Origin of the sequence: Vibrio sp. 10N.222.49.C12 (genome assembly GCF_041475025.1) — a bacterium.
Taxonomy (GTDB): domain Bacteria; phylum Pseudomonadota; class Gammaproteobacteria; order Enterobacterales; family Vibrionaceae; genus Vibrio; species Vibrio crassostreae_C.
On the sequence record NZ_JBFRVF010000089.1, the window covers coordinates 1 to 13,824 of the forward strand.

Annotated in this window: 11 protein-coding genes and 3 pseudogenes; 11 read left to right on the forward strand and 3 right to left on the reverse strand. The window is 44.7% G+C overall.

Translation table 11 applies throughout. From position 1 onward, the window contains the following. The first annotated feature begins 313 nt into the window (after positions 1-313). From AB4583_RS19770 to purT, 7 genes are all read left to right on the forward strand, one after another. Positions 314-1,327 carry a DUF2804 domain-containing protein gene (locus AB4583_RS19770; RefSeq protein WP_372118985.1) on the forward strand — a complete coding sequence of 338 codons (1,014 nt, stop codon included), beginning with the start codon at positions 314-316 and terminating at the stop codon, positions 1,325-1,327. 87 nt (positions 1,328-1,414) lie between these two features. Next, positions 1,415-2,263, forward strand: a complete 849-nt coding sequence (locus tag AB4583_RS19775) for a sterol desaturase family protein (RefSeq protein ID WP_372118988.1) — start codon at positions 1,415-1,417, stop codon at positions 2,261-2,263. Positions 2,264-2,469: 206 nt separating this feature from the next. Then, complete coding sequence (sbcB, locus tag AB4583_RS19780) at positions 2,470-3,894, forward strand: exodeoxyribonuclease I (RefSeq protein WP_017069823.1); 1,425 nt, start codon at positions 2,470-2,472, stop codon at positions 3,892-3,894. A 25-nt stretch (positions 3,895-3,919) separates the two neighbouring features. Continuing rightward, complete coding sequence (locus AB4583_RS19785) at positions 3,920-4,291, forward strand: CidA/LrgA family protein (protein ID WP_004734867.1); 372 nt, start codon at positions 3,920-3,922, stop codon at positions 4,289-4,291. Between the two features lie 2 nt (positions 4,292-4,293). After that, positions 4,294-4,971: an LrgB family protein gene (locus AB4583_RS19790; RefSeq protein WP_017069824.1), complete on the forward strand. Its 678-nt coding sequence runs from the start codon at positions 4,294-4,296 to the stop codon at positions 4,969-4,971. Between the two features lie 286 nt (positions 4,972-5,257). Beyond that, positions 5,258-6,145, forward strand: a complete 888-nt coding sequence (cdd, locus tag AB4583_RS19795) for a cytidine deaminase (protein ID WP_333008851.1) — start codon at positions 5,258-5,260, stop codon at positions 6,143-6,145. Positions 6,146-6,312: 167 nt separating this feature from the next. Beyond that, a complete protein-coding gene (purT, locus tag AB4583_RS19800; protein ID WP_136974855.1) occupies positions 6,313-7,488 on the forward strand; it encodes a formate-dependent phosphoribosylglycinamide formyltransferase in 1,176 nt (391 codons plus the stop codon). A 113-nt stretch (positions 7,489-7,601) separates the two neighbouring features. Here purT and AB4583_RS19805 read toward each other — a convergent pair whose 3' ends face one another. Continuing rightward, entirely contained in the window at positions 7,602-8,255 is a 654-nt protein-coding gene (locus tag AB4583_RS19805) for a thiopurine S-methyltransferase (RefSeq protein ID WP_017069827.1), read from the reverse strand. 324 nt (positions 8,256-8,579) lie between these two features. Here AB4583_RS19805 and AB4583_RS19810 point away from each other — a divergent pair, with 324 nt between their 5' ends. Both AB4583_RS19810 and AB4583_RS19815 read left to right on the forward strand, forming a co-directional pair. Continuing rightward, positions 8,580-9,356, forward strand: coding sequence for a phosphoribosylglycinamide formyltransferase (locus AB4583_RS19810; RefSeq protein ID WP_372118994.1), 777 nt, complete (start codon positions 8,580-8,582; stop codon positions 9,354-9,356). 193 nt (positions 9,357-9,549) lie between these two features. Beyond that, the gene (locus tag AB4583_RS19815) at positions 9,550-10,545 is read left to right on the forward strand and encodes an ABC transporter substrate-binding protein (RefSeq protein ID WP_102427801.1); all 996 of its coding nucleotides are present in this window, start codon (positions 9,550-9,552) and stop codon (positions 10,543-10,545) included. 172 nt (positions 10,546-10,717) lie between these two features. Here AB4583_RS19815 and ihfA read toward each other — a convergent pair whose 3' ends face one another. Next, entirely contained in the window at positions 10,718-11,014 is a 297-nt protein-coding gene (gene ihfA / locus AB4583_RS19820; protein ID WP_004734853.1) for an integration host factor subunit alpha, read from the reverse strand. Between the two features lie 449 nt (positions 11,015-11,463). On the opposite strand from ihfA, the pseudogene AB4583_RS19825 reads away from it, so the two are divergent. Further along, a pseudogene (locus AB4583_RS19825) lies at positions 11,464-11,601 on the forward strand (GTP-binding protein); the annotation flags it as partial. A 117-nt stretch (positions 11,602-11,718) separates the two neighbouring features. Here AB4583_RS19825 and AB4583_RS19830 read toward each other — a convergent pair. After that, positions 11,719-12,450 (reverse strand): annotated as a pseudogene (locus AB4583_RS19830) (DMT family transporter); the annotation flags it as partial. Between AB4583_RS19830 and AB4583_RS19835 the strand changes: the two are divergent. Then, positions 12,441-13,727: pseudogene (locus AB4583_RS19835) on the forward strand (PLP-dependent aminotransferase family protein); the annotation flags it as partial. The pseudogenes AB4583_RS19830 and AB4583_RS19835 sit on opposite strands and share 10 nt — an antisense overlap. Positions 13,728-13,824: the final 97 nt, after the last annotated feature.

Sequence of the window (13,824 nt, forward strand, 5' to 3'; positions counted from 1 at the left end):
ATTTGTGTATAAGAGACAGCATCATTGAGTAGCCTTTCAATATCGATACCTCGTTGCTCTAGCGTATTCAACAGCAGCGCGATATCTAATGTACCCAACTGGTGCCTATGTCCGGTTGGCTTATACTCCGCGATAATCTCCAATCGTCTCTCCTTATATCGAGCCCATTCCCATCAACATGACTACTCAGCCTTAACAACACATGCTGACAAAATCGTGATTGGTAACGCGCTCTTGTCCGAATATGACCTCCCAATTCTACGCTACTCATCGCACAATGGCTTTAGTTGTTAAAATAATGTGAACCATCGCAATGATAAAAACCAACCCAGCCCCACACAGTTTGATTAATTCTAATGGTCAGCCGATCATTGGGCATTTCGATGGCATCCTTAAACACCTAAACATCGAGAACTTTGACTACCGAAACTCGATGGATTCAAAAGCAAACCCTTGGCAGAAGCACTTCCACTATAAGCAATTCCAGTTTGTCAGCATCGTCACCGACACACACATTATCGGCGTCGCTATCGCGGATATTCGCTACTTAGGCTCGGCATTTTGTTATCTGTACGACATAGAAAACAACCATCTGCAAGAGTCATCTTGGTTGAGGCCATTAGGGTTTGATAAGCATGTAACGCCTTCACCATTTGAAGGAAAGACAAGCATTGCAGATCAAAGCATTGCTTTCTATATCGAGGGCGGACAATGGCGAGTTCGCTTGAATACGAAATTCATCAAGGCCGATATTTCTTTAGAGCCTGAAACCGACAGCTTGCCCATGGCGATGTGCAGCCCAACGGGTTATTCAGGTTGGACTTACACCCAAAAGCACAATGCTTTGCGCATCAGCGGTGAAATCCAAATCAAGGGAGAATCACTCGTTCTCGAACAAGCTCGTGCCGGTTATGACTTTTCAGCGGGTTACATGAGACGTGAAACCAGTTGGCGCTGGGCAAGCATCAACACGCAATCCAATGGGACAGATATTGGCTTGAACCTTGCAGAAGGCGTCAATGAAACCGGAGGCTGCGAGAACGTTTTATGGATCAATGGAACTCGGCACTTACTTAACCCGGTACAGTTTACGTTTAATCGCCAAGACACGAATTTACCTTGGCAGATAACATCACAAGATGGACGTATAAACCTGACCTTTACGCCCTTAAATAATCGCAGCGAAAAGCTCAATTTATGGCTGTTAAAAAGTAACTTTCGTCAGTTCGTTGGTCACTTTTCTGGCTCGATTGAAGACAACAATGGAGTGACACATCAACTCGATGGTGTTCTTGGTCTAACAGAAGATCACTTTGCTCGCTGGTAGCGAAATTCTGCTGACTGAATCTCAGACGATCAAGTCTAAGTAAGCTTGATACTAAGAACGCGTATGGCGTCTCAACAAGGATAAAACATGAATATCGACGCATTAATCAATCACCCAGAATGGCTACTGCTGGTATTAGCGCCCTTATTCGTGGTGTGCATGTTGGCTGAGTATTTTATCGGTCAGAAGCAAGGTCGACTACCAGATAATTCCAGATATAAACTTTCAGAAGTGATGTGTAACTTCACGCTTGCGGGAATGCATCAACTCTCCGATTTGCTCACCGGGTTATTGGTCGTGCAGTTGTATCTTTGGATGTTCGGTTGGCACTTAATGGACATTGAAATGGGCGTGCTGAGTTTTGTTGTATTGATGGTGTTACAAGACTTTTTCTATTATTGGTTCCATAGAGCAAGCCATCGTATTCGCTGGATGTGGGCCGCGCACGTCGCGCACCACAGTTCAGAACAGATGAACTTCAGTACGGCTTTCCGTCAGAGTTTGATGTACCCATTCGCAGGCATGTGGCTATTTTGGGTACCGCTCGTCATCATCGGTTTCGACCCTAAATGGGTCATCTTTGTGGTGCTTCTCAATCTAGGTTTGCAGTTCTTTGTCCATACACAATGGATACGAAGCTTGGGGCCGCTTGAATACATCTTTAACACCCCATCGCATCATCGTGTGCATCACGGTAAAAACCCACAATACATCGATAAAAACTACGCTGGCGTTCTGATTGTTTGGGATAAGTTATTCGGTACGTTCGAGCCAGAAGTTGAAACTGTACGTTACGGCGTCACCAAACCCGTGAACAGTTTTAATCCGATAGTGGTCACCTTTCAAGAATGGAAGGCCATATTCAAAGATTTGAAGAACCGAGAGTTAACCATGAAGCAGAAAGTCCAGTTGATACTCTCGCCTCCATCGGATTAAACGGACGATAGACAGATTGTATTAACTAAGAAACCGCCTCAATTGGTTTCAAAACCTTCCCCACTGACTCGATTGAATAGTAAAGCACCGTTTTCCGGCAATTTATTTGTGATCTGGGTTGCACGCGTACCGCATACTATCAGATACTGAACAAAACTAACCTTCAGCCACAGTAAACGTTCCGCGCTTGCTGTTCAGGAAATTCAATGAGTTCAGATAATCAGCCAACCTACTTCTTTTTCGATTACGAAACATGGGGCGTTAGCCCAGCAAAAGACCGTCCGAGTCAGTTTGCGGGTGTTCGTACCGACCAAGATTTCAATGTTATTGGAGAGCCTCTGGTTATCTATTGCCAACCTCCCGCTGATTACCTCCCTGCGCCTGAAGCTGCACTGATCACCCGTATCACACCACAGAAGGCTGCCTCACAAGGTCTTCCTGAGCCAGAGTTTATCGCTAAGATCCATGCTGAGTTGGCCAAACCAAACACCACAAGCCTTGGCTACAACAGTATTCGATTTGATGATGAAGTAACGCGTTACACCTGTTACCGAAACTTCATCGACCCATATGCGTGGAGCTGGCAGAATGGCAACTCTCGTTGGGATTTATTAGATGTAATGCGCGCTGTTCACGCACTGCGTCCTGAAGGCATTGTTTGGCCAGAGAACGAAGAAGGTTACCCAAGCTTCAAACTGGAACACCTATCTGTGGCAAACGGCATTGAACACGAGAACGCGCACGATGCGATGGCCGATGTTATTGCGACCATCGAGTTAGCGAAGAAGCTGAAAGCTGCGCAACCTAAGATGTTCGATTACCTTTACAACATGCGTCATAAGCGTAAGCTGAATGATCTGGTTGATATCGTAAACATGACACCATTAATGCACGTTTCAGGCATGTTTGGCCGTGACTGCAACTACACCAGCTGGATTGTGCCTATGGCTTGGCACCCAACCAATCAAAATGCGGTTATCGTGGTTGATTTAGCCAAAGATCCAAGCCCACTGTTAGAACTGGACGCTGATGAACTCAGAGACAGACTCTACACCAAACGCAGTGAACTGGGTGAAGACGAGCTACCAGTACCAATCAAATTGGTTCAACTGAACAAGTGCCCTATTCTTGCTCCAGCCAAAACGCTGACGGCTGAAAATGCCGAAACCATCGGTATTGATCGCCAACAATGCTTGAAGAACTTGGCACTGCTGCGCGAACACCCAGAGATCCGCGAAAAACTGATCGGCCTGTATTCACAAGAGCGTGAGTACGAGAAGAGTGATGATGTTGATACACACCTTTACGACGGTTTCTTTTCACCTGCTGATAAAACAGCAATGAACATCATTCGCGAAACTGACCCAAATAACTTAGCAGCTTTGGATATCACCTTCAGTGACGAACGTATTAAACCGCTACTGTTCCGTTACCGTGCTCGAAATTTCCCATGGACGCTCGACGAAGCTGAACAATTGAAATGGGCGAACCATTGTCGTGAATTTTATGAGAGCCGTTTAGAAGAGTACATGCTCAACCTTGAAAACCTCGCGCACGAACATGAAAGCGACGAGAAGAAAATGGCTATCTTGAAAGCGGTTTATCAATACGTAGAAAAGTTAGCTAGCTAATTCCATTATCAAGAGACGTAACACTTTGAAAGAAAGATTGATCCAACTGGTTTACTGCTTAATCTCCTTCACCTTAATCATAGGTGCACTTACAGCAGGTAACGCGTTACAGCACTTTTTGGATACCTCAATCCCAGGCAGTATTTTTGGCATGTTGATTCTGTTTGCCGCCATGGTGATTGGTATTGTTCCTTCGCACTGGGTACAACCCGGTGCAAGCTTGATTATCCGCCTAATGATCTTACTGTTTGTTCCGATCAGTGTTGGGTTGATGGATCACTTCGACATGCTCATCGCGAACGCATTGCCAATTATGGCGAGCGCCGTTGGTGGCACATTATTGGTGTTAGTATCCTTATCATGGTTCTTAGACCGCTTGCTTTCGAGAGGTAACTGATCATGTGGATTCTACTCACCATCGTGGTATTCCTATTTGCTCGCTGGGTAAGTCAAAAAGCAAACTCGCCGCTGTGTAACCCCCTGCTTATCAGCATTGGTATCATCATTCCGATTCTCACGTTCTTTAGAGTACCGTTTGAGACTTACTATGCTGACAACACTTGGATTACCTACATGCTGCAGCCTGCGGTTGTTGCACTTGCTTACCCACTTTATGAGCAGCTACCTCAAATCAGAGCCAACTGGCGCATCATTACCTTTGCGTGCACGCTAGGCAGTGTGATGTCGATGACAACAACGGCAGTGATCGCAGTAGCATTTAAAGCGGACTTAACTTTGATTGCGAGCTTGTTAGGCAAATCAGTCACCACGCCAATTGCAATGGAAGTATCGAGCCATTTAGGTGGTGAAGCAGCGATTGCGGCAATACTGGTATTGATTGTGGGTCTATTTGGGGCAATTTTTGCTTACCCAATCTACAACCTCATTGGTATTAAGAGCCCGATCGCCCGTGGCTTAACCATGGGTACCGTGTCTCACGCTTTAGGCACCGCGACTTGTGCGGAAAAGAATCAGGAAGATGCAGCATTCAGTTCTTTGGCTCTTGTGCTTTGTGGCGTCATTACCTCAATCATCGCACCGAGTATATTTTCGCTCGTGGTTTGGTTCTATTCTTAACCTAAACGATCACTACGCGATTCAGCCCAACCAGAATGCTGTTTATTACAGTGTCTGTTTGGGCTTTTTATTCGCATTTATTTAGCAATAGCAGTCAAGTCACGGTCTTTTACGAGCACTAAGTGCGATATCAGCTGTATAAATGGCTCTTGCAATCGATTTCAAGTGTGACCTCACTCTAATTATGTAAACCAATGTAACAACAACAATTCAATAGTGATCTTTATCACAGAAAATTCCTGAGCAATGCATAAACTTAAAGCCTAAGGTCAATTAAGGATTCAACATGAACAGTCGTATTACCCTGGCGCTGGAAAGTGCTCCATCATCAATGAAAGCGCTTTTGAGTGACATCGTATTAGCAGACAACTTTGACGCGACATTGTCTCCAGAACAATTTGCTAGCCTACTGCAAGCAAGTGGTCTAGCGGATGACGAGCTACGTATTGCGCTACTTCCTTTTGCCGCAGCGTATTCTTACGCTCCGTTATCTGACTTTTATGTTGGTGCAATCGTGCGTGGTTTATCTGGCACTCTGTATTTTGGTGCAAACCTTGAAATTGCTGGTGCTCAACTTGGCCAAACAGTACACGCTGAGCAATCTGCAATCAGCCACGCTTGGATGAAAGGCGAGCAAGGTATCTCTGATATCACAATCAATTTCAGCCCTTGTGGTCACTGTCGTCAATTCATGAACGAACTGACCACAGCAAAAGAACTTAAAGTTCAGCTTCCACAACGTGATGAAATGTCTCTGCAAGAGTACCTACCAGACTCATTCGGCCCTGCCGACTTAGGTGTGACGACTGGCCTAATGACTAAGCTTGATCATAAGCACACGACTGAAGAAACAACGCCTATTGTTGTAGAAGCGCTAGCAGCACTAAACCGCAGCCATGCTCCTTACACCAAAAACCTAAGTGGTGTTTCACTGCAATTGACGTCGGGTGAGATTTTCACCGGTGCTTACGCTGAAAACGCAGCGTTCAACCCGAGCTTACCTCCTCTACAAGTGGCGTTGATTCAACTTAAACTGGCTGGCTTCGATTTTGAACAGATTGAAAGTGCAGCGTTGGTTGAAATTGCCGAAGGTAGTATCAGTCACCTAGCGGATACGCAGTCTACATTAGAAGCGATTAATCCCGACATTCCAGTGACTTACTTAGCAATCTAAGTACATCTAATTAACAAAATTTTAAATAAGCAGCCCTATTTAACGGGGCTGCTTTTTTTATACCTGTAATTAACGCAACAACTTGCGCAAACGTTTGCTTTTATCATTGAAATAAGTATGATCACCCCGTTTTCAATCAATCGTTCAAAAGATCGGAAGGAATTTCTATGTTTGGTACTGCTACTCGTGAAAATGCTACTCGTGTACTTCTATTAGGTTCAGGTGAACTCGGCAAAGAAGTTGCTATCGAGTGCCAACGTTTAGGCTTGGAAGTTATTGCATGTGACCGTTACGCAGACGCACCCGCAATGCAAGTTGCGCACCGTAGCCATGTATTAGACATGTTAGACGGCGATGCACTTCAAGCGATCATTGAACTAGAAAAGCCAGATTATGTGGTTCCTGAAATTGAAGCTATTGCCACCAGCAAGTTGGTAGAGCTAGAAGCGCAAGGCTTAAATGTCGTTCCAACTGCGAATGCGACCAAGCTAACGATGAACCGCGAAGGTATCCGTCGTCTAGCCGCAGAAGAACTCAAACTGAGCACTTCACCTTACCGCTTTGCAGACACCTTTGAAGACTTCGCTTCCGCTGTTGAATTCGTGGGCATGCCTTGCGTTGTTAAGCCAGTAATGAGCTCTTCAGGTAAAGGCCAAAGCGTTATCAAAACAGAGGAAGACATTCAGAAGTCTTGGGACTACGCACAAGAAGGCGGTCGTACTGGCGCGGGTCGTGTAATCGTTGAAGGCTTCATCGACTTTGATTACGAAATCACGCTTCTAACCGTTCGTGCTGTCGACGGTGTTCACTTCTGTGCGCCTATCGGTCACCGCCAAGAAGACGGTGATTACCGCGAATCATGGCAGCCACAAGTGATGTCAGACAACGCACTTAAAGCCGCGCAATACACGGCTGAACAAGTGGTTAATGCACTAGGTGGCCACGGTATCTTTGGTGTCGAGCTGTTTGTTAAAGGCGATCACGTTATCTTCAACGAAGTATCCCCTCGCCCACACGATACAGGCCTAGTAACATTGATGTCTCAAGACTCATCGGAATTCGCACTGCACGTACGAGCCTTTACGGGTATGCCGATCAAATCCATCACGCAATACGGCCCTTGTGCATCAGCGGTTATTCTAGGCCAAGGCACTTCAACTAACATTCGTTTTGAAGGTCTTACAGAGGCGCTAGACGCACCACAAACACAAGTTCGCCTGTTTGGTAAGCCTGATATCGATGGTCGCCGTCGTTTAGGTGTGGCGCTTACTCGTCGTAACAGCACAGAAACAGCGATTGAAGATGCCATTGAGAGCGCGTCAAAAGTAAAAGTGATTTACTAACCTGCTATTCAATTCTGAACAATCACGAGTTCAAATCTGAACCATAAAAAGACGGGCTATCGAGCCCGTCTTTTTGTTGGTGTTATCTGTTCGCTTAACTAAGCAGACTGAACTTAAGCGTCTGACTCAATCAAATACACTTCTTCACAGAAGCGAGACAAGCCTTTCTTAGCAATCTTCGGATGTTCATCGTCTGCGATGTCCTGATTCAACAATGTGATCTTATAACCTGCGAACAACTGATCGATTTCTAGCTTAGGCACGCTAAACGGAGGCCCAGCCATTTCGTTTTGGTCGTAATCCAGTGTTACCAAAAGAATCTTACCACCCGGTTTCAGTAGTTGTTTCAAACGCTCGACATACTGCACTCGCATCTCTTCAGGCAATGCCACTAAAGAAGCTCGGTCATAAATAATGTCAACAGGCTGAATAGGCGCTGTGAAGTAGTCTCCCGTGTAAACACTCAATTCATCGAATTGGTAGAGCTCGTGCTGACCGCTAATTTGAGTCACAGTCGGGGTATAAAGGTGCTCTGCAAAAAATGCGCGAACCGCAATCTGGCTTAACTCGACACCTTGAACATCTTCATGCTTTGAAGCTAGCCAAATCAGATCTTCACTTTTGCCACAAAGTGGAACAAACACACTCTTCTCGTAGCTAGGCTCAGTCTTTTCCCAAAATTTAATCAGAAGTGGGTTTACATCTTCGAGGTGGAAACCAATTTGGTTGGCTGCCCATTTATTGTGCCAAAATTCAGGATTATTCATCTTTCGTTCATGTTAAACAGTCATAATGCAAGGGTACAGTATAGAGAGGTAAGAGCAACCTTAGCTTGGTTTAAAGTACTAAATTGATTTCGATAAAATCAGAAACTGGCTAAGTTCAAAGTTCTGATAATTGCGGAACTAACGGTTGGGTTATTTGGCTATATCTTCACATTTTAAAGCAATATTAAACGTTAGAATTGGTTTCTGTCTTAGCTAGCCTCATTTAATATGTAGTGAAATTAGTTAAGCTGTTTTTACTCTTGTGCGTTACTGGTTACCCCTTTTGACTACCCGTTTTTTGTAACCTTGTATTTTGGAGTTTGAATGAGTGTATTTCTCCGTACGACGGCCCTAATGCTTTTGGTATTGAGCCGAGCGCCTGCATTCGCAGCAGCACCTGTTTCAACAAGTTCAACAGATCAAACGCGCACTCCTGCGCAAAACCAAGTATCTTCAAACGTATTCCGTCATAGTTTGAGCGGCCTTTACGGCATCAAAGCCTTCGACTCGCGCCCGACTCAGCCTTACACCGACTTCGATATTTTGTACAGCAAAGCGCATCAAGGCCAAGCTGAACTAGAAACTATCTGTAAAAGTACTGCCCTACTCACCAATTCTGAAGCGCTATTTGCTGGCGTTAAATCTCAAGCTCGCGCAGAAGAAAAAATCGCCCTTGAGCTTGATGGTGATGTGACAAAAATTACCGACTTAGCCCGTGCAACTATCATCGCGAACGATGTAGAGAGCTTGGTTGAAGTTTACGAAGCGCTAAGCCGTGAAGCAGACGTTGTTAAGCTGAAAAATAAGTTTAAATCGCCGGCTGCCTCTGGTTACCGTGACCTTAACTTGTTGGTTCGTTTGCCTAAAACCAACATCATTGCAGAGGTTCAACTTCACTTAAAAGCGATTGCTGATGTGAAAAGTGGTCCTGAGCACGAGCTGTACGAAATTATCCAAGGTATTGAGCGTCACGCAATTGCAGAACATCGCCCAATCAACGATATCGAAGCGGCACAAATCAATAGCCTACGACGCCAATCTTTAGAGCTTTACCAACAAGCATGGCAACCGTACATTACAACGCACATTATAGCGGCTTAACACATAGATAGGCTATTCCAATAAACATCACAAGGGCTGCACTCGCAGCCCTTTTTAGTACTTGTTGAGTAGCCTCTCCACTTCCTATCCCAAATAATCAGATCGTTTAAATTTAGATCTCAGTCTCTTTTCTCCGTCGAACATTTCTGTTTCTATAGCGAATAAGCTTCTGACAAGAAAAGGAATTACGTCAATGCAGAATAACAAATCCATGCTTTCCATCGCGCTACTTGCTGCGTTTTCTGTACACGCTAGTGCTGACGAATGCGGAAAGATCACCATTGCAGACATGAACTGGAACTCGGCGAGCCTTATTGCTCATGTCGACCAATTCATTTTGAATAACGGCTACGGCTGTGAAGCGGACTTAATCCCCGGTGATAGCGTCCCTACGGGCACGTCAATGATTGAAAAAGGTCAACCTGATGTTGCGCCAGAGCTTTGGACTAATGGCATCAAAGAAGCGTTGGATAAGGGTGTTGCGGATAAGCGTCTACGTTACGCGGGCAAGTCTTTGGTCAACGGCGGTGAAGAAGGTTTCTGGGTACCAAACTACCTTGTTGAACAGTACCCAGAGCTTACAACCATTGAAGGTGTGATTAAAAACGCAAAGCTGTTTGAACACCCAGAAGATGATGAGAAGTTTGCGTTTTATAGCTGCCCTGCGGGTTGGACTTGTCAGATTACCTCCGGTCACCTGTTCGATGCGCTTAAGTTAGAAGATCACAATTTTGAAATGGTTGATCCCGGCTCAGGCGCCGCTTTAGCAGGTACGATAGCGAAAGCTTACGAACGCAAAAAAGCATGGTTTGGATATTACTGGTCGCCTACGCCTGTGCTAGGTAAGTATGAAATGGTGAAGGTTGATTTCGGAAGTGGTACTGACATTGAGGAATTCCGTAACTGTACGACACAACCTGATTGTGAATCTCCTAAAGTGACCATGTATCCACCAGCACCGGTTCACACAATCACCACAGAAGCCTTTGCTAATAACGAACCTCTTGCCTACCAATACTTTGAAAAGCGTGGTTTTACCAATAAACAAATGAGTGAGTTGCTGGCCTGGATGGAAGACAACCAAGCCGACGCCGAAGAAGCCATGTATTACTTTCTAGAAAGCTCACCACAGGTATGGAAGCCTTGGGTGTCTGAAGACATCGCAAGTAAGGTTCAACAAGCCCTTTAGAGTGAAGATTCAAAGTCAGAGGCCTAGCCTCTGTTTTCGCATCTAAAGCAAGTTCTTACCGGACAGTAAATAGATGGAGTTTGAGAAAGGTTACTAAAAATTAAAGAAATGCGTTTAGCTTAAACTCTATGCAGATACAAAAAGACCACGCTAGGCGTGGTCTATTGCTTGGCTACTTCTCGATTTTAATATTTTCGACACGGGCCTTTAGTTTTTGTCCCGGTCTAAAAGTAACAACACGTCGAGCAGAAATTGGAATGTCTTCACCAGTTTTCGGGTTACGACCAGGTCGCTCGTTTTTCTCGCGAAGATCAAAATTACCAAAACCAGACAGTTTTACCTGTTCGCCATTTTCGAGCGCTTTACGAACTTCTTCGAAAAACACTTCCACCGTTTCCTTGGCATCCCGCTTGCTGTATCCGAGTGTCTCAAACAGGTTCTCAGCCAAATCGGCCTTCGTGAGTGCCATAAAACTTTCCTCAAAGCTATGTTAAACATTGCTACCATCGCCAGTAGCGCCAAAGCATTTACCCTATTCAATCAATGAGATAAGGTCATTTACAAGGAAAGTGTATGCCAAGCTTCTGATTTTCGCCAACTTTTTTATCTTAACTATTTAATTATTCTTTCAAATCAGAAAGATAACTCGCTTCAAATTTCACATATATAGCTAAAAACCATCTACTCAACAGTAACGAAATGGAGTTATATCCCATACAAACAACCATTAATAGAATTTAAAACTTTAGCGAACTAAATAATAATTTTTGAGACTTTTCTCCGATACCCAATAAAATCAGCCACTTGATTTGATATGGGACTCAACAAAGGTTACTAAATAAGCGTTATTAAATATAAGGTTTGTATCATTTCAGAATTTAATTCGAATTCACTTATAAAAGCCTATGTTCCTTTGAGGTTTTCGGTTACAACTTAACAGAGGATGGCTTGACGGAATCAGAACTCGATGAGTGTATCGAAATCAGAATAGAAATGATCGGTCTAGAAATAGAATATGATCTTGAGAGCCAGTTACTTGCGTGTATGGTTAGTTGATTGCTTAGTAAGTTGGTTATTTAAATAACTTCACTTCTTCGACATAGAATAAGACCTCACAAGTGCGAGGTCTTATTTGTCATTCAAAGCTGCTCATGCAATATCAGCTTTCTTCAATCATTTTTGTTCAGCAAGTGTTTGTGTCGCTTTGGTATTCGTTACATTCGCAGGTTTCACAATCAAACCAATCCCGACAAGAAACAGTATTGATGCAACAACCTGAGCCACAGACAGCACCTCATCATACATAAAGTAACCGCTAATCAATGCGAAGATAGGCACTAACAAGGTTAACGGCGCGGTCGTGCTTAAAGGGTATTGGATTAGCAGCTTATTCCATACCCAATAACCAAATAGCGTGGTTGGGTAAGCTTGAAACAGCACCGCAATCGTCGTGTTCCAATCCCATTGTTCGATGCCCTGGCAGATTATTTGGTCACCGTGTAACATCACGGAAAATAACACTAATGGCACTGGAGCAAACAGCATCCCCCAGACATTGAACGCAAAAGCTTGAGTGGTTTTCGATGCCTTAACAATCACGCCCATCAAGGTCCAACTGCACGCCGCAATCATAATCAAGATCACGCCATTAACGGTGACATTACCCGTAGCTGCAGATACCAATACCGCCAATGCACACATAGCTAGCATCGCACCCAATAATTTACGAATAGAAGCACTCTCCTTGAACACCCACACGCCAACCGCCATGCCGATTAATACGTTGGTTGAAAGTAAGACCGATGAAAGCCCAGACGATAAACCAGCAGTGATCGACCATGAAGCCATCCCCCAAATACCCACACCGAACAAAAAGCCATAACTGACTAAGTAGCGCCAAGCAACAGGCGATCAGCATGTCGACCGTGGTGAGCTGCTACCAAAAACTGGAATCACAAGGTTGGATTCATTCTCGACCGCAAGCGGGATATTTTGTTTCTCCTCATAAACCTGCTCACTCAACCCCAGAGTGGGCACAGTTTGAGAGTAAGGTGTCCAGCGTTAGGCAAACCTCATCGACTCACAACTCAATCAATGGGCCTTTAGGGGTTTCGAGCACCACTAATGATGAGCAGTCGATCGTTGAACTGGAACGAAGTTTTCGTCGCGCTATTAGGCGTATGAGCAACAGGCTTAACCATTACCCAGATACACAAGGTGAGCCGATTTTACGACAGGCATTATCCACTCATTTTGCCAAGCTCGATGTGCACTTTTCACCTGAAGAGATGGTGATTACGGCTGGCTGTATGTCTGCGATTAAGGCCGCACTTGAATCTTGCACTAAAGAAGGCGACACCATCGCTATTAGCTCGCCATGTTTCAACGGTATTCTGGAATTGCTCGGACAAATGTCGCGAAAAATCATCGAGATCCCGTCTCTAGATGATGGTGTCGACTTGCAACAACTGGAAGCGCATTTGAAAAATAAACAAGTCGATGCCGCGATCTTTTGTACCTCTCATATGAACCCTCAAGGGATCAACATGTCAGCCACTCAAAAGCAGAAACTGGCTGAATTAGCGAATCACTATCGAGTGCCGATCATTGAAGATGATGTGTATCTGGAACTGTCCTACTCCTCACACACGCCGCTCCCCGCGAAATACTACGACAAAGGCGGTTTTGTCTTATGGTGTGGATCAGTATCGAAAAGTTTGTCACCGAGTTACCGTTTGGGATGGTGCTTGCCGGGCAGGTTTATCAACGAATACAAGGCTCAGTTCTCAGCTGCGAGCTACGGCGTTGCCCTGCCCACTCAGCTTGCGGTTGCTGACTTTATTGGATCTGGCCAATACGCTAAGCACGTGAGGAGAAGATGCACTCAGATCTTGTCTTTGCGCCAACAATACCTAAGTTATTTGGCTCAGCACCTTCCTCAAGATGTGAAGATAAGTAATCCACAAGGTGGCATGGTGCTTTGGCTGCAAATCCCAAGCTTGAACCAGTCAGCCTTTGCTCAGGGCATTACCGAGAAGAACATTGATATTAGGCTTGGACACCTGTTCAGCACTCTCGACCTTTACAGCAATTGCTTACTCATCAATATTGGGTATTCGTTAGAGGGTGGAGCCAAGCAGCAATTGGATGCCTTAATCGAGCTTATCCATATTCACAGCTAACAGCACGTAGCACGTAGCACGTAGCACGTAGCCTTTCAAAATCCGCTTTTTTAAATGCCTTCGAACACCGAATTTTAATAGCCTTTTATCATAAAAA